The 20,162-nt window shown below is 74.0% G+C and carries 18 protein-coding genes; 14 read left to right on the forward strand and 4 right to left on the reverse strand.

The features are described from left to right. Positions 1-70 precede the first annotated feature (70 nt). From ACGF3J_RS15670 to ACGF3J_RS15695, 6 genes are all read left to right on the forward strand, one after another. The gene (locus tag ACGF3J_RS15670) at positions 71-1,543 is read left to right on the forward strand and encodes a DUF2252 domain-containing protein (RefSeq protein WP_161332033.1); all 1,473 of its coding nucleotides are present in this window, start codon (positions 71-73) and stop codon (positions 1,541-1,543) included. A gap of 51 nt (positions 1,544-1,594) precedes the next feature. Next, positions 1,595-2,410: a hypothetical protein gene (locus tag ACGF3J_RS15675; protein ID WP_161332034.1), complete on the forward strand. Its 816-nt coding sequence runs from the start codon at positions 1,595-1,597 to the stop codon at positions 2,408-2,410. Positions 2,411-2,474: 64 nt separating this feature from the next. Further along, positions 2,475-2,804: a rhodanese-like domain-containing protein gene (locus ACGF3J_RS15680; RefSeq protein ID WP_161332053.1), complete on the forward strand. Its 330-nt coding sequence runs from the start codon at positions 2,475-2,477 to the stop codon at positions 2,802-2,804. Positions 2,805-3,008: 204 nt separating this feature from the next. Further along, positions 3,009-3,935 carry a DUF5819 family protein gene (locus ACGF3J_RS15685; RefSeq protein ID WP_161332035.1) on the forward strand — a complete coding sequence of 309 codons (927 nt, stop codon included), beginning with the start codon at positions 3,009-3,011 and terminating at the stop codon, positions 3,933-3,935. Further along, complete coding sequence (locus ACGF3J_RS15690) at positions 3,932-5,254, forward strand: HTTM domain-containing protein (RefSeq protein WP_161332036.1); 1,323 nt, start codon at positions 3,932-3,934, stop codon at positions 5,252-5,254. Before ACGF3J_RS15685 ends, ACGF3J_RS15690 begins: the two co-directional genes overlap by 4 nt. Beyond that, a complete protein-coding gene (locus ACGF3J_RS15695; protein ID WP_161332037.1) occupies positions 5,251-6,012 on the forward strand; it encodes an RNA methyltransferase in 762 nt (253 codons plus the stop codon). Before ACGF3J_RS15690 ends, ACGF3J_RS15695 begins: the two co-directional genes overlap by 4 nt. A 9-nt stretch (positions 6,013-6,021) precedes the next feature. Here the strand turns inward: ACGF3J_RS15695 and paaN are convergent, their stop codons facing one another. After that, positions 6,022-7,713 carry a phenylacetic acid degradation protein PaaN gene (gene paaN, locus ACGF3J_RS15700; protein ID WP_161332038.1) on the reverse strand — a complete coding sequence of 564 codons (1,692 nt, stop codon included), beginning with the start codon at positions 7,711-7,713 and terminating at the stop codon, positions 6,022-6,024. A 236-nt stretch (positions 7,714-7,949) separates the two neighbouring features. Here paaN and ACGF3J_RS15705 point away from each other — a divergent pair, with 236 nt between their 5' ends. Then, the gene (locus ACGF3J_RS15705; RefSeq protein WP_161332039.1) at positions 7,950-9,467 is read left to right on the forward strand and encodes a 3-hydroxyacyl-CoA dehydrogenase; all 1,518 of its coding nucleotides are present in this window, start codon (positions 7,950-7,952) and stop codon (positions 9,465-9,467) included. Continuing rightward, positions 9,464-10,072 carry a TetR/AcrR family transcriptional regulator gene (locus ACGF3J_RS15710; RefSeq protein WP_161332040.1) on the forward strand — a complete coding sequence of 203 codons (609 nt, stop codon included), beginning with the start codon at positions 9,464-9,466 and terminating at the stop codon, positions 10,070-10,072. The genes ACGF3J_RS15705 and ACGF3J_RS15710 overlap by 4 nt, the downstream gene beginning before the upstream one ends. Positions 10,073-10,097: 25 nt before the next feature. Here ACGF3J_RS15710 and ACGF3J_RS15715 read toward each other — a convergent pair whose 3' ends face one another. Then, positions 10,098-10,598 carry an Lrp/AsnC family transcriptional regulator gene (locus ACGF3J_RS15715; RefSeq protein WP_161332054.1) on the reverse strand — a complete coding sequence of 167 codons (501 nt, stop codon included), beginning with the start codon at positions 10,596-10,598 and terminating at the stop codon, positions 10,098-10,100. 189 nt (positions 10,599-10,787) lie between these two features. On the opposite strand from ACGF3J_RS15715, the gene pdhA reads away from it, so the two are divergent. The 6 genes from pdhA to ACGF3J_RS15745 all read left to right on the forward strand — a co-directional run bounded on the left by pdhA (position 10,788) and on the right by ACGF3J_RS15745 (position 18,207). Next, positions 10,788-11,942 (forward strand): pyruvate dehydrogenase (acetyl-transferring) E1 component subunit alpha, encoded by a 1,155-nt coding sequence (gene pdhA / locus ACGF3J_RS15720; protein ID WP_161332041.1) that lies wholly within the window; start codon positions 10,788-10,790, stop codon positions 11,940-11,942. Continuing rightward, positions 11,939-12,943: an alpha-ketoacid dehydrogenase subunit beta gene (locus ACGF3J_RS15725; RefSeq protein ID WP_161332042.1), complete on the forward strand. Its 1,005-nt coding sequence runs from the start codon at positions 11,939-11,941 to the stop codon at positions 12,941-12,943. The genes pdhA and ACGF3J_RS15725 overlap by 4 nt, the downstream gene beginning before the upstream one ends. Continuing rightward, positions 12,943-14,370: a dihydrolipoamide acetyltransferase family protein gene (locus ACGF3J_RS15730; RefSeq protein ID WP_161332043.1), complete on the forward strand. Its 1,428-nt coding sequence runs from the start codon at positions 12,943-12,945 to the stop codon at positions 14,368-14,370. Before ACGF3J_RS15725 ends, ACGF3J_RS15730 begins: the two co-directional genes overlap by 1 nt. Before the next feature lie 80 nt (positions 14,371-14,450). Continuing rightward, positions 14,451-15,686 (forward strand): NTP transferase domain-containing protein, encoded by a 1,236-nt coding sequence (locus ACGF3J_RS15735; RefSeq protein ID WP_393854209.1) that lies wholly within the window; start codon positions 14,451-14,453, stop codon positions 15,684-15,686. Continuing rightward, positions 15,686-17,113 carry a molybdopterin molybdotransferase MoeA gene (locus ACGF3J_RS15740; protein ID WP_161332044.1) on the forward strand — a complete coding sequence of 476 codons (1,428 nt, stop codon included), beginning with the start codon at positions 15,686-15,688 and terminating at the stop codon, positions 17,111-17,113. Before ACGF3J_RS15735 ends, ACGF3J_RS15740 begins: the two co-directional genes overlap by 1 nt. Further along, complete coding sequence (locus ACGF3J_RS15745) at positions 17,110-18,207, forward strand: potassium channel protein (protein WP_161332045.1); 1,098 nt, start codon at positions 17,110-17,112, stop codon at positions 18,205-18,207. The genes ACGF3J_RS15740 and ACGF3J_RS15745 overlap by 4 nt, the downstream gene beginning before the upstream one ends. 77 nt (positions 18,208-18,284) lie before the next feature. Here the strand turns inward: ACGF3J_RS15745 and ACGF3J_RS15750 are convergent, their stop codons facing one another. Together ACGF3J_RS15750 and ACGF3J_RS15755 are read right to left on the reverse strand one after the other, a co-directional pair. Next, positions 18,285-19,133 (reverse strand): ABC transporter permease, encoded by an 849-nt coding sequence (locus ACGF3J_RS15750; RefSeq protein WP_161332046.1) that lies wholly within the window; start codon positions 19,131-19,133, stop codon positions 18,285-18,287. Continuing rightward, the gene (locus ACGF3J_RS15755) at positions 19,130-20,158 is read right to left on the reverse strand and encodes an ATP-binding cassette domain-containing protein (RefSeq protein ID WP_161332047.1); all 1,029 of its coding nucleotides are present in this window, start codon (positions 20,156-20,158) and stop codon (positions 19,130-19,132) included. The genes ACGF3J_RS15750 and ACGF3J_RS15755 overlap by 4 nt, the downstream gene beginning before the upstream one ends. Between the last annotated feature and the right edge of the window lie 4 nt (positions 20,159-20,162).

A 20,162-nucleotide genomic window follows, 5' to 3' on the forward strand; every position in this document is an offset into this window, starting at 1 on the left:
CCGGAGGTACGGTCGGGGCGCGTATCGGCAGGCGTGAGCGCGACGGACGAGTACGGGGAAGGCGGCCGGGATGAGCGGGGCGACGGCGGGGGCGGTCACGGAGTCGGCGACCGGGGCGGTGCCGGGGGCGCGCACGGACGCGGAGGGGCCGGACGGGGGCGTGCGGGTGCCGGTCGTGCCGGGATTCGCGCGGTGGCCCGCGGAGGGCTCGCCGAAGGCGGAGGGCAAGGCCGTGCGCGCCCGCGTCCCGCGCTCCGCGCACGCCGCGCTCGACCTGGACGCCGGCCGCCCGGACGTGCTCGCCGCGGTCGAGGAGTCCAACCGGGGCCGCATCCCCGGGCTCGCCCCGCTGCGGGCCGGGCGGATGGCGGCCACGCCGTTCGCCTTCCTGCGCGGGTCGGCCGGCCTGATGGCGTACGACCTGGCGCGTACGCCGATGACCGGGATCGGCGCGCAGATCTGCGGCGACGCGCACGCGGCGAACTTCGGTCTCTACGGTGACGCCCGCGGCGGCCTGGTCATCGACCTCAACGACTTCGACGAGACGGTCCACGGCCCCTGGGAGTGGGACCTCAAGCGGCTCGCCGCCTCGCTCGTCCTCGCGGGCCGGGAGGCCGGTGCCGACGAGGACACCTGCCGCGAGGCCGCCCACGGCGCGACCGGTGCCTACCGGCGCACCATGCGGCTGCTGGCCAAGCTCCCGGCGCTGGACGCCTGGAACGCCATCGCGGACGAGGAACTGGTCTCCCACACCGACGCCCACGACCTCCTCGGCACCCTGGAGCGGGTGGCCGAGAAGGCGCGGGCCAACACCAGCGGGCGTTTCGCGGCCAGGTCGACCGAGGCCACCGAGGAGGGCGGGCGGCGCTTCGTGGAGGCGCCGCCGGTGCTGCGCCGGGTGACGGACCCGGAGGCGGCGACGGTCGCGGCCGCCCTGGAGCAGTACCTGGCCACGCTCTCCGAGGACCGGCTGCCGCTGCTCGCCCGGTACGCGGTGCACGACGTCGCGTTCCGCGTCGTGGGCACCGGCAGCGTGGGCACGCGGTCGTACGTCGCGCTGCTCCTGGACCACCGGGGCGAGCCGCTCGTCCTCCAGGTCAAGGAGGCCCGGCCGTCCGCGCTGCTGCCCCACCTGGCGACGGCCGGCTTCGACGCCCCCGAGCCCGGGCACGAGGGCCGCCGGGTGGTCATGGGGCAGAAGCGGATGCAGGTGGTCAGCGACATGCTGCTGGGCTGGACGACGGTCGACGGGCGGCCCTTCCAGGTGCGGCAGTTCCGCAACCGCAAGGGCAGCGTCGACGCCACGGCCCTGGCCGCCGACCAGCTGGACGACTACGGCCGCATGACGGGCGCCCTGCTGGCCCGCGCCCACGCGCACAGCGCCGACCCGCGGACCGTCGCGGGCTACTGCGGCAAGAACGACGAGCTGGACGAGGCGGTGGCCGCCTTCGCCGTGGCCTACGCCGATCGGACGGAGGCCGACCACGCGGTACTGGCCGCGGCGGTACGCAGCGGGCGGGTGGCGGCCGAGCTGGGGGTGTGAGGGGCCTCGCGGCCCGCCGGGGCGGACCCGATCGTGGCCTAGGCTGGACGGGTGACGACGCCGGAAGCTGAGCCCGAGCAGGGGGGTGCGCCGCGTCCCGAGGAACGGCTGGAACAGGCCGTACGGGCCGCCGAGCAGGCACTCATCGAGTACGAGATCGCGCTGGAGACCTTCCGGGTGGAGGTCGAGAACTTCTCGCGGCTGCACGAACAGCGGCTCGGCCCGGTGTACGCGCGTCTGGAGGAGCTGGAGGCGCAGATCCTGGAGGCCAGGGCGGCGCGCACCGGCGACGCCGCCGACCGGGAGCGGGCCGACGAGGCCCGGGCCCGGCTGATGCCGATCCCCGGGGTCGAGGAGCTGCTGAACGGCTGGATGGACGGGGACGGGCTGTTCCCGGAGGCCACGGCGATGCTCACGGACCAGGCGGTACGGCCCCCGCAGCGGGTGCGGCCGAGCGAGGAGGCCCGCAAGCTCTACCGCGAGCTGGCCCGCAAGGCCCATCCCGACCTGGCCCAGGAGGAGGACGAGCGGGTCCGGCGCGAGGAGTTCATCACCCGCGTCAACGCCGCCTACGCCCGCGGCGACGCGGCCCAGCTGCGTGAGCTGGCCGAGGAGTGGGCCGCCGGGCCGGTGCCCGAGCGGCGCCCGAGCCGGGGTGAGGAGCTGTACGCCCGCCTGGAGTGGCTGGACCGGCGCAAGGAAATGCTGACGCTGCTCGCCAAGGAGCTGGAGGAGAGCGCGATCGGCGCGATGCTGCGGCTGGCCCCGGACGACCCCGACCGGCTCCTCGAGGAGATCGCCGAGCAGCTCGCCACCCAGGTGCGGGAGCGCGAGGCGGAGCTGGCGGCGGCGCTCGGGCGGGACTGAGCGGCACGGCACGGGGCCGGGCGACGGCTCGGGTAGCGTCTGGGGCATGAGTTTCGGAGCTGGTGTGCCCACGGTCGGGGTCTCAGACCTCAAGGACGGCGACTTCCTGCTGGACGTCCGCGAGGACGACGAGTGGCAGGCGGGTCACGCCGCCGGGGCGCTGCACATTCCCCTCAGCGAGTTCGTGGCCCGGTACGGCGAGCTGGCCGAGGCCGCGCCGCAGGACGGCAGGATCCACGTGCTCTGCCGCGTCGGCGGGCGTTCGGCGCAGGTCACCATGTACCTGGTCCAGCAGGGCGTCGACGCCGTGAACGTCGACGGCGGCATGCAGGAGTGGGCCGCGGCCGGCCGGGCGGTCGTGGACGAGAAGGGCGAGCCGGGGCACGTTCTCTAAGCTGTCCCCGGATGTCCCGTGGATGTCCCGTGGATGTCCCGCGGATGTGGTGACGGCCACGGTGCGGCCGGTCCGCCGGGGGATGTGCGGGCGGCCGGTCCTGAGTACCGTTCCCGTTCGAACATGGCCGGGCGGCCGGGCTGTGCCGCGCGGGCGCTCCGCGGTGCGCGGGCGGATGGACGGATCGGGACCGAACGGGGCGGAATGGAAGCGTACGACACGGGCTCGGAGGCCCGGCAGGGGCGGGACGGGCAGGAGGACCCGGCCGGGTCCGGCGGCGCGTCCGAACGGACCGGAGGGGCGGGGGAACAGCCCGGCGGGGTGGGGGAACAGTCCGGAGGGGCGGGGGAACAGTCCGGCGAGGCGGCGGAACAGTCCGGCGGCGCGTCGGAACGGTCCGGCGGGGCGGACGGGACCACTGGTACCCCGGAGGCCTCGGCACCCCGCACCGGAGTCGCCGCGCTCTCCCCGCGCTACCAGGTCGGTGCCGTGGTCGCCCTCGCGGTCGTCGCGATCGCCGTCTGCGCCCACATAGGCCTGGTGTTCCTGCACGTGGCCCCGTCCAACACCCTCACCAAGCAGCACGGCGAGGCGGTGGACGAGTGGGTCTTCCCGGAGTTCGAACAGAACTGGAAGCTCTTCGCGCCCAACCCGCTCCAGCAGAACATCTCGGTCCAGGTCCGCGCCGACGTGAGCACGGCGGACGGCGAGATACGCACGACCGGCTGGTACGACCTGTCCGCGGAGGACGGCCGGGCCATCGACGGCAATCCGCTGCCGAGCCACACGCAGCAGAACGAACTCCGCCGGGCCTGGGACTTCTTCGTCTCCAGCCATGACTCCGACAACCGGCCGGTGGGCATGCGGGGCACCCTCTCCGAGACCTACCTGCGGCACATCGCCGTCCAGCGGCTGGACCGGAACGGCGCCGCCGGAGAGGGCGGGACCGTCGAGCGCGTCCAGTACCGGTCGCGGACCACCAACGTGGAGCCGCCGTCGTGGACCGGTGAGAAGGTCTCCGACCGGCCGGCCTACCGCGAGCTGCCCTGGTGGACGGTGCCCGGCGGCACGGACGCGAAGGCCGACAGCGCCGCGGCCGACGGCGCCGCGACGAACGGGGGTGCCGCGTGAACGGCATCGCCCTCTCGGTCTCCCGCTCCATCGCCCGCGTCACCGGCGCCGCGCTCGGTCCGTACCAGACCGCCGTGATCCGCATCGGCTTCAGCGCCACCTGGCTGCTCTTCCTGCTGCGCGAACTCCCCCACCGGAGCGAGCTGTACGGCCCCGAGAGCCCCTGGAGCCACGACCTCGCCGAGCAACTGATCGCGGACAACGGTGCCTTCACGGCGCTGATGTGGTCCGACTCGGCCGCCTGGTTCGAGATCGTCTACGCGCTGGCCGTGCTGAGCAGCGTGCTGCTCCTGCTGGGCTGGCGCACCCGGACCATGTCCGTGCTGTTCATGGTCGGGGTGCTCTCGCTGCAGAACCGCAGCGTCTTCATGGGCGACGGCGGCGACAACGTCCTGCACCTGATGAGCATCTACCTGGTCCTCACCCGCTGCGGCCGGGTCTGGTCGCTGGACGCCCGCCGGGCGCGGCGCGGCGACGAGGCACGCGCGCGTGGAGAGCGGGTCCGGGACCGGGTCGGGCCGCTGCTGTGGTCCGTGTTCGGCTTCGTCCTGCTCACCGTGACGCTCGCGGGCGGCATGGACGGCGACTGGCTCGTCCCCTCGCTGCTGTGGGCGGTGTGGGTGGCGCTGGGCATCGGCTGGGTCGTCGGGCGTGCGGCCGAGGGCAGCCAGCCGCGGATCCTGCTGGACGTGGTCACCAACATCGTGCACAACGGCGCGCTCTTCGTGATCATGGCCGAGGCGTGTCTGATCTACGCGACCGCCGGCTGGTACAAGATCCAGGGCTCGCGCTGGCAGGACGGCACGGCCGTCTACTACCCGCTGCACCTGGACTACTTCTCGCCCTGGCCCGCGCTCTCCGACGCCCTGGCCGGCAACGGCACCATGGTCATGCTCATCACCTACGGCACGGTCGCGGTACAGGTCGCCTTCCCGTTCACGCTGTTCAACCGGCGGGTCAAGAACGTGCTGCTGGCCGCCATGATGACCGAGCACGCGGTGATCGCCGTCACGCTCGGGCTGCCGTTCTTCTCGCTGGCGATGATCGCCGCCGACGCGGTGTTCCTGCCGACGTCGTTCCTGCGCCGCCTGGGCAACTGGGCGGCACGCGCGCGTGCGCGGCTGCCCGCCGGGTTCCCCGGCGGAGGCGGGAGCAGGGGCGGGGCCGCCCGTGTGTCCACGGTGCCGGGCCCGCGGGCCGGATCCGGCACGGAGGGCCCCGGGGAGGGGGCCGAGGGGGACAAGCGCTCCGGGGAGGGGACCGAGGGGCCTGAGGGGCCCGAGGGCTCCGAGCAGACCCACGTAGGCTTCAAGGCATGACCGAGCCCGACCCGTTGGCCGCCTGGCGCCGGCACGCCGGGCCGTGTGTGCTCCTGGACGGCTTCCACGCGCTCAAGCACGCGCTGCGGTTCGGCGCCCGGGTGCCGGTGGCCGTCACCACCGACCGGGCGGCCGCCCTCGCCCTCGCCGACGAGCTGGCGCCCGACGTGCGCGACACGCTGGACGGTCTGCTGGCCGAGGTGGAGCACGAGGCGTACGCGTCGCTGGTCGCGCGGCCGCACCCCACGGCGGTGGCCGCCCTGGCGGTACGGCCCTCGCGGGCGGCCGGTCTGGAGGCGCTGGCACGCAGGCCCCGCCGGGCCCCGGTGGTGGTCCTTGACCAGCCGCGCAACCTCGGCAACGCGGGTGCGGTCATCCGGCTGGCCGCCGGATTCGGGGCGACCGGGGTGGTCACCACCGGCACGCTGGACCCCTGGCACCCCACGGTGGTGCGGGGCGGGGCCGGGCTGCACTTCGCGACGGTCGTGGAGCGGCTGGAGGTGCCGGAGCTGCCGCCGGGGCCGCTCTTCGCGCTGGACCCCGAGGGCGAGGACATCCGCGGGCTGAAGCTGCCGGACGACGCGCTGCTCGCCTTCGGCTCCGAGCGCAGCGGTCTCTCGCGGGAGCTGCGCGCGCGGGCCGACCACCTGGTGGCGCTGCCGATGCGCCCCCAGGTCTCCAGCTACAACCTCGCGACCAGTGTGGCCATGACGCTGTACCACTGGAGCGCCACCGGGGGCGCACCGCGGGTGCCGTAGGAACGGGCCCTAGGCGGGCCGGCGGACCTCGACCACGCGGAAGCGGTTGGCGACGAAGGCTCCGTCGCACAGGGCCGCGTTGGCCGCCGGGTTGCCGCCGGAGCCGTGGAAGTCGGAGAAGGCGGCCGTCTGGTTGACGTACACCCCGCCCGTGAGGTTGAGGGAGAGCTGGGCGGCCTCGTCCAGGCAGACCTCCGTGACGGCCTCCTCGAACTCCGGGTCGGTGGTGTACGCGCCGACCGTCATCGCGCCCTTCTCCCGGACGCTGTGCCGCAGCAGCGCCACGGCGTCGGCGGCGGAGTCGACGGCGACGGCGAAAGAGACCGGGCCGAAGCACTCGCTGGTGTAGACGGCCTCGTCGCCGGGCTTGGCGCCGTCCAGCTTGACGATCACCGGGGTGCGCACGACCGCGTCCGGGAACTCCGGGTTGGTGATCTCGCGGGAGGCCAGCGCGACCTCGCCGAGTCCGGCGGCGGCCTCCAGGCGGGCCTTGACGTCCGGGTTGACGATGGCGCCCAGCAGGGCGTTCGCGCGGGCGTCGTCGCCGAGGAGGCCGTCGACGGCGCGCGCCAGGTCGGCAGTGACCTCGTCGTAGGACTTGGGGCCCTGGTCGGTGCGGATGCCGTCGCGGGGGATCAGCAGGTTCTGCGGGGTGGTGCACATCTGGCCGCTGTACAGGGACAGCGAGAAGGCCAGGTTGGCGAGCATCCCCTTGTAGTCGTCGGTCGACTCGACGAGCACCGTGTTGACACCGGCCTTCTCCGTGAAGACCTGCGCCTGGCCGGCGTTGGCCTCCAGCCAGTCGCCGAAGGCGGTGGAGCCGGTGTAGTCGATGATCCGGATCTCGGGGCGGGTCGCCAGGGTCTTGGCGATGCCCTCGCCGGGGCGCTCGGCGGCCAGCGCGACCAGGTTCGGGTCGAATCCGGCCTCGGCGAGCACGTCGCGGGCGACCTGCACGGTGAGGGCGAGCGGCAGCACCGCGCGGGGGTGGGGCTTGACCAGGACCGCGTTGCCCGTGGCGAGGGAGGCGAACAGGCCCGGGTAGCCGTTCCACGTCGGGAAGGTGTTGCAGCCGATGACCAGGCCGATGCCGCGGGGCACGGGTGTGAACGCCTTGGTGAGCGCGAGCGGGTCGCGCTTGCCCTGGGGCTTGGTCCACTCCGCCGTGTCGGGGGTGCGGGCCTGCTCCACGTACGCGTAGGCCACGGCCTCCATGCCGCGGTCCTGGGCGTGCGGGCCGCCCGCCTGGAAGGCCATCATGAAGGCCTGTCCGGAGGTGTGCATGACCGCCTGGGCGAACTCCATGGTCCGCGCGCCGATCCGGCGGAGGATCTCCAGGCAGACCATCGCGCGCAGCTCGGCGCCCGCGTCCCGCCACGCCTTCTGGCCGGCCTTCATGGCGGGCAGCAGCACGTCGAGGTCCGCGTGCGGGTACTGGACGCCCAGCTCGACGCCGTACGGGGAGATCTCGCCGCCGACCCAGTCGTCGGTGCCGGGCTGGCCGAGGTCGAGGCGGGTGCCGAGCAGGGCGTCGAAGGCGGCCTTGCCCGCGGCCATGTCCAGGCTGCCGTTCTCCCCGTAGGCCTTGGGGTGCTCGGGGTGGGGGGACCAGTACGCGCGCGTGCGGATCGTCTCCAGCGCCAGGTCCAGGGTCGGCCGGTGCTGGGCGATCAGCTGGTGTGCGGTGAGTTCGGCGGCCATGCGGGACCAACTCCTCGTCTCCCACGGACTCGCCGTCGACGCCGCGTCGACTCTCCGTCGAGTCTGTGGACTGGGGGAAACCTGGGCAGGAATATCAAAAGGGGCGGCGCGCAGCGCCTCAGGCAGGGTGGTGGGGGGCGGCGGGCGGGCGGACACGGCTAGAGTAACCGAACGATCGGTCGGGACAAGGGGGACCGCCGCATCTGTGGAAAACCCCGTGCGGGAGGATCGCGCACATGACAGCACTCGACCTCAGCAGCCCCGTGGCCGTCGTCGGCACCGGCACCATGGGCCAGGGCATCGCCCAGGTGGCGCTGGTCGCGGGACATCCCGTGCGGCTGTACGACGCCGCCCCCGGCCGGGCCCGGGAAGCGGCCGACGCGATCGGCGCCCGGCTCGACCGGCTCGTCGAGAAGGGCCGGTTCACCGGCCCCGAGCGGGACGCCGCCCGCGCCCGGCTGAAGCCCGCCGGGGCGCTCTCCGACCTGGCCGACTGCGCCCTGGTCGTCGAGGCCGTCGTGGAGCGGCTGGACGCCAAGCAGGAGCTGTTCCGGGCGCTGGAGGACGTCGTCGGGGACGACTGCCTGCTCGCCACCAACACCTCCTCCCTGTCGGTCACCGCCATCGCCGGCGGGCTCGGCAATCCCGGCCGCTTCGTCGGCCTGCACTTCTTCAACCCCGCGCCCCTGCTGCCGCTGGTGGAGGTCGTCTCCGGCTTCGCCACCGACGTCTCGTCGGCCACGCGCGCGTACGAGACGGCCCGCGCCTGGGGCAAGACGCCGGTCGCCTGCGCCGACACCCCGGGCTTCATCGTCAACCGCATCGCCCGGCCCTTCTACGCAGAGGCCCTGGCCGTGTACGAGGACCAGGGCGCCGACCCGGCCACCATCGACGCCGTGCTGCGCGAGTCCGGCGGCTTCAGGATGGGCGCCTTCGAGCTGACCGACCTCATCGGGCAGGACGTCAACGAGTCCGTCACGCACTCCGTGTGGCAGGCGTTCTTCCAGGACGTACGGTTCACACCCTCGCTGGCCCAGCGCCGCCTGGTCGAGTCCGGGCGCCTCGGCCGCAAGAGCGGGCAGGGCTGGTACGACTACCGGGACGGCGCCGAGCGGCCCGAGCCGCACACCGCCGAGCCGGCCGGACCGCCCGCGTACGTCGTCGCCGAGGGCGACCTGGGGCCGGCCGCCGAGGTGCTCGCGCTGATCCGCGAGGCGGGCATCGAGGTGCGCGAGGAGGCCGAGGACAACGGCACGCGGCTGGTCCTGCCCAGCGGCGGGCAGCTCGTGCTCGCCGACGGCCAGACCTCGGTGGAGTTCCGGGACGTCGTCTACTTCGACCTCGCGCTCGACTACCGCGCGGCGACGCGGGTCGCCCTCTCCGCCGCGCGGAGCACCTCCCCGCGCACGGTCGCCGAGGCCACGGGCCTGTTCCAGGCGCTCGGCAAGAAGGTCAGCGTCATCGGAGACGTCCCCGGCATGATCGTCGCCCGCACGGTCGCGCGGATCGTCGACCTGGCGGTGGAGGCGGTCGCCAAGGGCGTGGCGACCGAGGAGGACGTCGACACCGCGATGCGCCTCGGCGTGAACTACCCGCTGGGCCCCCTGGAGTGGAGCCGTCGTCTCGGCGGGGACTGGGCCTGCTCGGTCCTCGGCAACCTGCACGAGTGCGCGCCCACGGGCCGGTACGCGCCGTCGCTCGCGCTGCACCGCCACGCGTACGCCGCCGACAAGCAGGAGGGCACCCCCTCATGACCACCGCCAGGCGCGACACGTACACGCCCGAGACGCTGCTCTCCGTCGCCGTGCAGGTCTTCATCGAGCGCGGCTACGACGGCACCTCCATGGAGCACCTCTCCAAGGCCGCCGGGATCTCCAAGTCGTCGATCTACCACCACGTCACGGGCAAGGAGGAGCTGCTGCGGCGGGCGGTGAGCCGGGCGCTGGACGAGCTCTTCGGGATCCTCGACGAGGAGCACGCGCGCGTGGGGCCCGCCGCCGGGCGCCTGGAGTACGTGGTGCGCCGCATGGTCGAGGTGCTGATGGCCGAGCTGCCCTACGTGACGCTGCTGCTGCGGGTGCGCGGCAACACGGACACCGAGCGGTGGGCGCTGGAGCGGCGGCGGGAGTTCGACCACCGGGTCGCCGCCCTGCTGAAGGCCGCGGCGGCCGAGGGGGACGTCCGCGCGGACGTGGAGGTGCGGCTCGCGACCCGCCTCGTCTTCGGCATGATCAACTCGATCGTGGAGTGGTACCGCCCCGAGGGTCCCGACGGCCGGACGGGCGCCGGCGCGGGCGAGCGCGAGGTGGCCGACGCGGTGGCGCGGCTGGTCTTCGGCGGGCTGCGCAAGCCGTCCTAGGCCGTGTCGCCCGGCGCCCGCGCGGTCAGCTCTGCGGTTCCAGGTCCTCGGTCTCGAACACCAGCAGGGTGCGGGTGCTCAGCACCTCCGGGATGGCCTGGAGGCGGCTGAGCACCAGCTCGCGCAGGGCCCGGTTGTCCGGCGTGTGCACCAGCAGGAGGACGTCGAAGTCACCGCCCACCAGGGCGATGTGCGAGGCCCCGGGCAGCTGCCGCAGCTGCGCCCGGACCGTGCGCCAGGAGTTCTGGACGATCTTCAGGGTGATGTACGCCGAGGTCCCGTGCCCCGCGCGTTCGTGGTCGACGCGGGCTCCGAAGCCGCGGATGACGCCGTCCTCGACGAGCCGGTTGATGCGGGCGTAGGCGTTCGCGCGCGAGACGTGTACCCGCTCGGCGACCGACCGTATCGAGGCGCGGCCGTCCGCCTGGAGCATGCGCAGGATGTCCTGATCGATCGCGTCCAGCGGGCGCGGGGGCGGCGGGGGAGCGGGCTCCTCGGGGCCGCCGTCGTCCGGGCGCTCGGCCATTTGTTCAGATGCCACCTGCCCCCGCCTCCCTGCCGTGGACGTCCTGCGTCCATCTCAGGCTGTGGAGAACCGTTTGTCCACAGCCTGGGGCCGCCTGTAGCCAAAATGTGCCGGCGACCGAACAATCGGTAGGTGAGGCCCGTCACACCCGTGGCGAGCCGACAGCCGCTCCCACGAGGAGGTGCCGTCATGACGGTCATGGAGCAGCGGGGCGCGTACCGGCCCACACCGCCGCCCGCCTGGCAGCCCCGTACCGACCCCGCGCCGCTGCTGCCCGACGCCGAGCCGTACCGCGTGCTCGGCACGGAGGCGGCGGAGCACGCCGACCCCGAGCTGCTGCGCACGCTCTACGCCCGGCTGGTCCACGGCCGGCGGTACAACGCGCAGGCGACGGCGCTGACCAAGCAGGGCCGACTGGCCGTCTACCCCTCCAGCACCGGCCAGGAGGCGTGCGAGATCGCCGCCGCGCTGGCCCTCCAGGAGCGGGACTGGCTCTTCCCCAGCTACCGGGACACGCTCGCCGTCGTCGCCCGGGGCGTCGACCCCGTCGAGGCCCTCACCCTGCTGCGCGGCGACTGGCACACCGGTTACGACCCCTACGAGCACCGGGTCGCCCCGCTGTCCACGCCGCTGGCCACCCAGCTGCCGCACGCCGTGGGCCTCGCGCACGCCGCCCGGCTCAAGGGCGACGACGTGGTCGCGCTCGCCATGGTCGGCGACGGCGGCACCAGCGAGGGCGACTTCCACGAGGCGCTGAACTTCGCCGCCGTCTGGCAGGCGCCCGTCGTCTTCCTGGTGCAGAACAACGGCTTCGCGATCTCCGTCCCGCTCGCCAAGCAGACCGCCGCCCCGTCGCTGGCCCACAAGGCCGTCGGCTACGGGATGCCGGGCCGCCTGGTCGACGGCAATGACGCGGCCGCCGTGCACGAGGTCCTCTCGGACGCCGTGCGCCGCGCGCGTGAGGGCGGCGGTCCCACGCTGGTGGAGGCGGTGACGTACCGGGTCGAGGCGCACACCAACGCCGACGACGCCACGCGCTACCGGGGCGACGCCGAGGTCGAGACCTGGCGGCGGCACGACCCGATCGAGCTGCTGGAGCGGGAGCTGACCGGCCGGGGCCTGCTCGACGAGGACGCCGTCCTGGCGGCCCGCGAGGACGCCGAGACCATGGCCGCGGACCTGCGCGCCCGCATGAACCAGGACCCGGAGCTGGACCCGATGGACCTGTTCGCCCACGTCTACGCCGAGCCCACCGGGCAGCTGCGCGAGCAGCGGGCGCTGCTGCGCGCGGAGCTGGAGGCCGCGGCCGAGGCGGAGACCGGGCCGGAAGGGACGCACCGATGACCACCGTCGCCGCCAAGCCGGCCACCATGGCGCAGGCCCTCACCCGCGCGCTGCGCGACGCCATGGCCGCCGACCCGGCCGTGCACGTCCTCGGCGAGGACGTGGGCACCCTCGGCGGCGTCTTCCGCGTCACCGACGGCCTCGCGAAGGAGTTCGGCGAGGACCGCTGCACCGACACCCCGCTCGCCGAGGCGGGCATCCTCGGCACCGCGGTCGGCATGGCGATGTACGGGCTGCGCCCGGTCGTGGAGATGCAGTTCGACGCCTTCGCCTATCCGGCGTTCGAGCAGGTCGTCAGCCACGTCACCAAGATGCGCAACCGCACGCGCGGGAAGATGCCCCTGCCGCTGACCATCCGGGTCCCCTACGGCGGCGGCATCGGCGGCGTCGAGCACCACAGCGACTCGTCCGAGGCGTACTACATGGCGACTCCGGGGCTCCATGTCGTCACGCCCGCGACCGTCGCCGACGCCTACGGGCTGCTGCGCGCGTCCATCGCCTCCGACGACCCGGTGGTCTTCCTCGAACCCAAGCGCCTGTACTGGTCGAAGGACGCCTGGAACCCCGAGGAGCCCGCACCCGTTGAACCGGTGGGCCGCGCGGTGGTGCGGCGTTCCGGCCGGAGCGCCACACTCATCACGTACGGGCCGTCGCTGGCCGTCTGCATGGAGGCGGCCGAGGCGGCCCGGGCCGAGGGCTGGGACCTCGAAGTCGTCGATCTGCGCTCCCTGGTGCCGTTCGACGACGAGACGGTGTGCGCTTCGGTTCGGCGGACGGGACGCGCGGTCGTCGTCCACGAGTCGGGTTCCTTCGGGGGCCCGGGCGGGGAGATCGCGGCCCGGGTCACGGAGCGCTGCTTCCACCACCTGGAGGCGCCGGTGCTGCGTGTGGCCGGGTTCGACATCCCGTACCCGCCGCCGATGCTGGAGCGCCACCACCTGCCCGGTGTGGACCGGATCCTGGACGCCGTGGGGCGCCTGCAGTGGGAGGCCGAAAGCTGATGGCACAGGTGCTGGAGTTCAAGCTCCCGGACCTCGGTGAGGGGCTCACCGAGGCGGAGATCGTGCGCTGGCTCGTCGAGGTCGGCGAGGTCGTCGCCGTCGACCAGCCGGTCGTCGAGGTCGAGACGGCCAAGGCGATGGTCGAGGTGCCCTGCCCCTACGGCGGCGTGGTCACCGCCCGCTTCGGCGACGAGGGCTCGGAACTGCCCGTCGGCGCGCCGCTGCTGACGGTCGCGGTGGGCGAGGGAGCAGCCCCCGGCGGTCCGGAGCGGGACCCGGGCACGGGCGGCGCCGCCGAGGAGGCGGGGGCCCGGACGGCCAAGTCCACGGCGACCGGGGCCGATCGGCCCAAGGCCGAGGGCTCCGGCAACGTTCTGGTCGGCTACGGCACCTCGGAGGCACCGGCGCGGCGGCGCCGGGTGCGTCCGGTGCGTCCGGAGCCCGCCGCCCCACGGGCCGGCGCCGCGGCGAACGGGCGGCCCGTCCGCACCGCCGAGCCGGAGGGTCCCGTCCCGGTCATCTCCCCGCTGGTCCGCAGGCTGGCCCGGCAGAACGACCTGGACCTGCGCGAACTGACCGGCTCGGGCCCCGACGGGCTGATCCTGCGGGCGGACGTGGAGTACGCGCTGCGCGCCGCCACCGCCCAGGGCGGCCGTACGGCGGTCCAGCCGGGCGTTGCGGACCAAGGTCCGAGCGTCCCGCTCGCCGGGTCCCCCGTGTCCTCAGCGCCGCGTCCCGGCGGCATCCGCACCCCCCTCAAGGGCGTGCGCGGCGCCGTCGCCGACAAGCTCTCCCGCAGCCGGCGCGAGATCCCCGACGCGACCTGCTGGGTGGACGCCGACGCGACCGAGCTGATGCGGGCGCGCACCGCGATGAACGCCGCGGGCGGCCCGAAGATCTCCCTCGTCGCGCTGCTGGCCCGGATCTGCGCGGCCGCCCTGGCCCGCTTCCCGGAGCTGAACTCCACGGTCGACACCGAGGCCCGGGAGGTCGTCCAGTTCGACCACCTCCACCTCGGCTTCGCCGCCCAGACGGACCGGGGGCTGGTCGTGCCGGTCGTCCGGGACGCGCACGCGCGGGACGCCGAGGGACTCACCGCGGAGTTCGCCCGGCTGACCGAGGCGGCACGCGCGAGCCGGCTGACGCCCGGTGAGCTGACCGGCGGCACCTTCACGTTGAACAACTACGGCGTGTTCGGCGTCGACGGCTCCACGCCGATCATCAACCACCCCGAGGCGGCGATGCTCGGCGTCGGCCGCATCGTCCCCAAGCCGTGGGTGCACGAGGGCGAGTTGGCAGTGCGTCAGGTCGTCCAGCTGTCGCTCACCTTCGACCACCGGGTCTGCGACGGTGGCACGGCGGGCGGTTTCCTGCGGTACGTGGCGGACTGCGTGGAACAGCCGGCGGTGCTGCTGCGCACCCTGTGACGCGGGCGCGGCCGCGCAGACCCTGATTGCGCGGCCTCCCCCACGTTCCCTGTGATCGCTCAGGGCCCCATACTCGGGGGGTGACCGCGTACGAGCCCCCGGGTGACCCCGGCGCCGGTACCGACCCCGCGCCGGGCCCCGGCCCCGCCGGGTACGACGCCGTCGTGCTCGCGGGCGGGGCCGCACGGCGGCTCGGCGGTGCTGACAAACCCGGTCTGCGCGTGGGCGGGCGCGCGCTCCTCGACCGGGTGCTCGCCGCCTGTGCCGGAGCGCGCACCACCGTCGTCGTCGCCGGCCCCCGGCCCACCGCCCGCCCGGTGACCTGGGCCCGCGAGGACCCGCCGGGCGGCGGACCGCTCGCCGCCCTCGCGGCCGGACTGCGGCACACCACGGCCGAGTACGTCGTCGTGCTCTCCGCCGACCTGCCGTTCCTGGGCGAACCCACTGTCGCCCGGCTGCTGTCGGCCCTCGCCGCGAGCGAGGCGGACGGCGTGCTGCTCACCGACGCCGAGGGCCGCGACCAGCCCCTGGTGGCGGCCTATCGCGCGGCCGCCGTACGTCGCGAACTCGCCGCACTGGCCGGGGACACGGCGGGCCGGGAAGCCCGCGAGGAGCCGGCGGACGGCAAGGGCCGGGCCGATCGCGAGGGCGGGCTTGGCGGGGAGGGCCGCGAGGACCGGTCTGGCGGGGAGGGTCCCGTGGGCCGCGAGGGCGGGTTTGGCGGGGAGGATCTCGTGGGCCGCGAGGGCGGGTTTGGCGGGGAGGGTCCCGTGGGCCGCGAGGGCGGGTTTGGCGGGGAGGGTCCCGTGGGCCGCGAGGGCGGGTTTGGCGGGGAGGGTCCCGTGGGCCGCGAGGGCCGGGCCGGGCGGGCAAAGCCGGCGGGCCGCGAAGGCCGGGAGGGCTCCGGCGGCCGTCCGGATCTCACGGGGATGCCCCTGCGCCGTCTCACCGGCGCCCTCCGGCTCGACCGGGTCCCCGACGCCGTCGCCTCCTTCGACTGCGACACCTGGGACGACATCGCCACCGCAAGGGCACGCATCAGGGAGCATGGTCACGTGTTGGATGAATGGATCTCCGCAGCCAAGGACGAGCTGGGCATCGACCTCGACGTCGACACCGGCCTCCTGCTCGACCTCGCGCGTGACGCCGCCCACGGAGTGGCCCGGCCCGCGGCCCCGCTGACCACCTTCCTCGTCGGCTACGTCGCCGGGCGGGCCGGAGGAGGTCCCGAGGCGGTCGCCGAGGCCGCCCGCAAGGCCGCGGCCCTCGCCCAGCGCTGGGCGGACGAGGCCACCGACGCCCGCCCGGACGCCTGATGGCCTCCCCCGGCACATGGGCCGACGAGGAAGACCTCGACGTCGAGGAGGCGCTCGCCCTCGTGAAGGAGAACCCCGGCCACCCGCCCGGCCGTCCCGGCCCTTCCCAGGGCGACCCCGGCCCCACGGCGGCCCGCGCCGCGCACGGCGACCGGCACGGCGCCTCGGACGGCCCCGCCGGGCCCACCGAGCCCCCCGGCTCCCCCAAGTCCCACCACCACGCGACACCTTGGCCGGAGGCCCGGTCGGCCGCCGAGCGCGCCGCCCGCTCCGCCGCCCGTGCCGCCCGCCGCACCCCGGTCTCCGTGCCGCTCGACGCGGCCCTCGGGCTCACCCTCGCCGCGCCCTTGACCGCCCTCACCGACCTGCCGTCCTTCGACACCTCCGCGATGGACGGCTGGGCCGTCGCCGGTCCGGGCCCCTGGACCGTGCGCGACGAGGGCGTCCTGGCCGGACACGCGGAGGTCCCGCCCCTGACCGACGGCGAGGCCGCGCGGATCGCCACCGGCGCCCGGATCCCCCCGGACACCACCGCCGTACTGCGCACCGAGCACGGCCGCACCGACGACCGGGACCGGCTCCACCCCACCCGCGAGGTCGTCCACGGCCAGGACATCCGCCCGCGCGGTCAGGAGTGCCGCAGCGGCGACCAGTTGCTGCCCGTCGGCACCCTCACGACTCCGCCCGTGCTGGGTCTCGCGGCGGCCGCCGGGTACGACACCCTCACCACGGTCCCCCGCCCCCGCGTCGACGTCCTCGTCCTCGGCGACGAACTGCTCACCGGGGGCCTCCCGCACGACGGCCTGATCCGGGACGCGCTCGGCCCGATGCTGCCGCACTGGCTGCGCGCGCTGGGCGCCGAGGTCCGCACCGTCCGCCGCATCGGCGACGACGCCGAGGCGCTGGAACGTGCCGTCACGACCTCTGACGCCGACCTGATCGTCACGACCGGCGGTACCGCCGCCGGGCCCGTCGACCACGTCCACCCGATCCTGCTCCGGATCGGCGCCGACCTCCTCGTGGACGGCGTCAAGGTGCGCCCGGGACACCCGATGCTGCTGGCCCGCCTCAAGGACGACCAGCACCTCGTCGGGCTGCCCGGCAATCCCCTGGCCGCCGTCTCCGGACTGCTCACCCTCGCCGAGCCGCTGCTGCGCACGCTCGCCGCCCGCCCGGCGCCCGAGCGGTACACGCTGCCGCTGCGGGACGCGGTGCACGGGCACCCCTACGACACCCGGCTCGTCCCCGTCGTGCTGCGCGAGGACGGCGCCGCGCCGCTGCACTACAACGGCCCGGCCATGCTGCGTGGGATCGCGGCCGCCGACGCGCTGGCCGTCGTACCCCCTGGCGGAGCACGGTCGGGTCAGGAGGCGGAGTTGCTGGACCTGCCCTGGGCGACCGCCGGAATCGGAGTGTGTTTCACGTGAAACTTCCGGGCCAGGACGCGATCGCCCGCCAGGCGGACGAGCATCTCGTGACCCACCGGGTGAAGCTCCCCAGGAAACTGGTGGAGCACCCGATCCGCCAGGTCGCCAAGCGGCTGTCCCTGGCCCTGGTGGTGCTGGTCGCGACGGCGTTCATCGTCTACGCCGACGCCGACGGCTACAACGACAACTCCGACGGCTCGGTCGATCTGCTCGACGCCTTCTACTACGCCACCGTCACCCTCTCCACCACCGGGTACGGCGACATCACACCGGTCAGCGACGCCGCCCGGCTGACCAACATCTTCATCATCACGCCCCTGCGTGTGATGTTCCTGATCATCCTGGTCGGCACCACGCTGGAAGCCCTCACCGAGCGCACTCGGGAGGAGTGGCGCCTGAACCGCTGGAGGTCCACCTTGCGCGATCACACCGTCGTCGTCGGCTTCGGCACCAAGGGGAGGTCGGCGATCCAGACCGTCTGCGCGACCGGCCTGCGCAAGGAGCAGGTGGTGGTGGTCGACCCGAGCGGCAAGGCCATCGAGGCCGCGACGGCGCACGGCTACGCCGGCGTGATAGGCGACGCGACGCGCAGTGACGTGCTCAACCGTGCCGAGCTGTTCCGCGCGAAGCAGATCATCATCGCCACGCAGCGGGACGACACGGCGGTGCTGGTGACGCTGACGGCCCGGCAGATGAACCGGGGCGCGAAGATCGTGGTCGCGGTCCGCGAGGAGGAGAACGCGCCGCTGCTGAAGCAGTCCGGCGCCGACGCCGTGATCACCAGCGCCAGCGCCGCGGGCCGGCTGCTCGGGCTCTCGGTGCTCAGCCCCGCCGCCGGCATGGTCATGGAGGATCTGATCAGCCAGGGCAGCGGACTCGACCTCATCGAGCGGCCCGTCATAAAGGCCGAGGTGGGCAAGAACCTGCGCGAGGTGAGCGACCTGGTGGTGAGCGTCCTGCGGGGGCACCGGGTCCTGGGCTACGACGACGCGGCCGTCGGCGGGCTGGAGCTGACGGACCGGCTGATCACGATCGTGCGGGCGACGCCGACCACCCAAGTGGCGCCCGACGCCCGCCCGCTGCCCCGCGACTGACCCGCTGCCCCGCGACTGAAGGCCCCCGACTGAGGGGGCCCCGCGACTGGCGCGGCCCCCTCGCGATCGTGGGCCCGCTACTTGCGGTTGTAGAGCCGCATCGTGACCGGGCCGAAGACCAGCAGGAGCGCGCCCGCCCAGCCCAGCGTCCAGGCGATCTCGACGCCGGGCCACTCGCCCGCCATCAGACCGCGCACCGAGGACGCGAGGTGGGTGATCGGGCTGTTGTTGACGAAGGCCTGGAGCCAGCCCGGCATGGTCTTCGGGTCGACGAAGACGTTGGACAGGAAGGTGAGCGGGAAGATCACCATCATGCTGACGCTCATCACCGACTTCTCGGTGCGCATCATCAGCCCGAACATCGTCCAGATCCACGAGAAGGCGAACGAGAAGACCAGCAGCAGCGCGATGCCGGCGACCACGCCGACGAACCCGCCGTCCGGCCGGTAGCCGAGCAGCAGGCCCACCGCGAGCATCACGACGGACGCGATGGTGTAGCGCAGCGCGTCGCCGAGCAGGTAGCCGACCATCGCCGAGGGCCGCCAGATCGGCAGCGAGCGGAAGCGGTCGAAGACGCCCTTCTCGATGTCGACGTTCACCGAGATGCCCGTGTACATCGTGATCATCACCACCGACATCACGAGGATGCCCGGCAGGACGAACTGGATGTAGTCGCCGGGCGAACCCGCCAGCGCACCGCCGAAGAGGTACGTGAACATCAGCAGGTTCATGATCGGGAAGGCGGTGACGTCGAAGAGCTGCTCCGGCACGTGCTTGATCTTGAGGATCGCGCGCCAGCCGAACGTCACGGACGTGGACAGGGCACTCGGCCGGGGCGGGCGCTCCTTGGCCACCAGCAGCGCCGCCAGGGACTCGGCGCTGACCGGGGAGAGCTCCTTGCCCTCGGGGCTCGTGGCCGTGCTCATGCCGCCACCTCGTCCTTCTTGTCGGTGCCGGAGCCGGCGCCGGGGCCGATGCTCTGGCCGGTGTCGTGTCCGGTCAGCGCCAGGAAGACCTCGTCGAGGCTGGGCTGTCCCAGGGAGAAGCTGTCGACGGTGATGCCGGCCCGGGCCAGCTCACCGAGCGCCTTGGCGGCCTGGTCGGCGGCGGTGTCGCTGGCCGCCGCGCTGAGGCGGGCGCTCAGTGCCACCGGGTCGGGCTCCTGCTGCACCTCGGCGACCAGCAGGTTCCGCAGCAGCCGCTCGGCCTCGGGGCGCTCCTCGGCGTCCCGCAGCCGCAGATGGACGGAGCCGGCGCCGACGGACGCCTTCAGCTCGCCCTTGGTGCCCTCGGCGATCACCTTGCCCTTGTCGATCACGGCGATCCGGGACGCCAATTGGTCGGCCTCGTCCAGGTACTGCGTGGTCAGCAGCACGGTGGTGCCCTGGGCGACGACCGCGCGCACGATGTCCCACACCTGGTTGCGGCTGCGCGGGTCGAGACCGGTGGTCGGCTCGTCCAGGAAGAGCAGGTCGGGGGTGTTGAGGATGGACGCGGCGATGTCGATGCGCCGCCGCATGCCGCCGGAGTAGTGCTTGACCTGCTTCGCCGCGGCGTCCGTCAGCCCGAAGGCCGCCAGCAGCTGCTCACCGCGCTCCGCCGCGGCCGCCTTGCCGTGACCGAGGAGGCGGCCCAGCAGGATCAGGTTCTCGGTGCCGGTGAGGTCCTCGTCCACGGAGGCGTACTGGCCGGTGAGGCTCACCCGGCTGCGCACCTCGTCCGCCTCGTGTACGACGTCACGGCCGAAGACCCGGGCATGGCCGGCGTCCGGCCGCAGCAGGGTGGCGAGCATCTTCACCGTGGTGGTCTTGCCCGCGCCGTTCGGTCCGAGGACGCCGTAGACCGTGCCGGCGGGCACCGAGAGGTCCACCCCGTCCACGGCCCGGGTCTCACCGAACGTCTTCACCAGCCCCGCGGTCTCGATCGCGGGGTCGGACGTGTGCGTGCTCATGCTG

It is taken from the genome of Streptomyces sp. NPDC048171, from assembly GCF_043202655.1.
Taxonomy (GTDB): domain Bacteria; phylum Actinomycetota; class Actinomycetes; order Streptomycetales; family Streptomycetaceae; genus Streptomyces.

Coding starts and splice junctions, on each gene's coding strand:
- ACGF3J_RS15740 (WP_161332044.1), top strand. CDS start 15,686: ATGGCCTCCCCCGGCACATGGGCCGACGAGGAAGACCTCGACGTCGAG.
- ACGF3J_RS15695 (WP_161332037.1), top strand. CDS start 5,251: ATGACCGAGCCCGACCCGTTGGCCGCCTGGCGCCGGCACGCCGGGCCG.
- ACGF3J_RS15755 (WP_161332047.1), bottom strand. CDS start 20,158: ATGAGCACGCACACGTCCGACCCCGCGATCGAGACCGCGGGGCTGGTG.
- pdhA (WP_161332041.1), top strand. CDS start 10,788: ATGACGGTCATGGAGCAGCGGGGCGCGTACCGGCCCACACCGCCGCCC.
- ACGF3J_RS15715 (WP_161332054.1), bottom strand. CDS start 10,598: ATGGCCGAGCGCCCGGACGACGGCGGCCCCGAGGAGCCCGCTCCCCCG.
- ACGF3J_RS15710 (WP_161332040.1), top strand. CDS start 9,464: ATGACCACCGCCAGGCGCGACACGTACACGCCCGAGACGCTGCTCTCC.
- ACGF3J_RS15730 (WP_161332043.1), top strand. CDS start 12,943: ATGGCACAGGTGCTGGAGTTCAAGCTCCCGGACCTCGGTGAGGGGCTC.
- ACGF3J_RS15750 (WP_161332046.1), bottom strand. CDS start 19,133: ATGAGCACGGCCACGAGCCCCGAGGGCAAGGAGCTCTCCCCGGTCAGC.
- ACGF3J_RS15705 (WP_161332039.1), top strand. CDS start 7,950: ATGACAGCACTCGACCTCAGCAGCCCCGTGGCCGTCGTCGGCACCGGC.
- ACGF3J_RS15725 (WP_161332042.1), top strand. CDS start 11,939: ATGACCACCGTCGCCGCCAAGCCGGCCACCATGGCGCAGGCCCTCACC.
- ACGF3J_RS15670 (WP_161332033.1), top strand. CDS start 71: ATGAGCGGGGCGACGGCGGGGGCGGTCACGGAGTCGGCGACCGGGGCG.
- paaN (WP_161332038.1), bottom strand. CDS start 7,713: ATGGCCGCCGAACTCACCGCACACCAGCTGATCGCCCAGCACCGGCCG.
- ACGF3J_RS15685 (WP_161332035.1), top strand. CDS start 3,009: ATGGAAGCGTACGACACGGGCTCGGAGGCCCGGCAGGGGCGGGACGGG.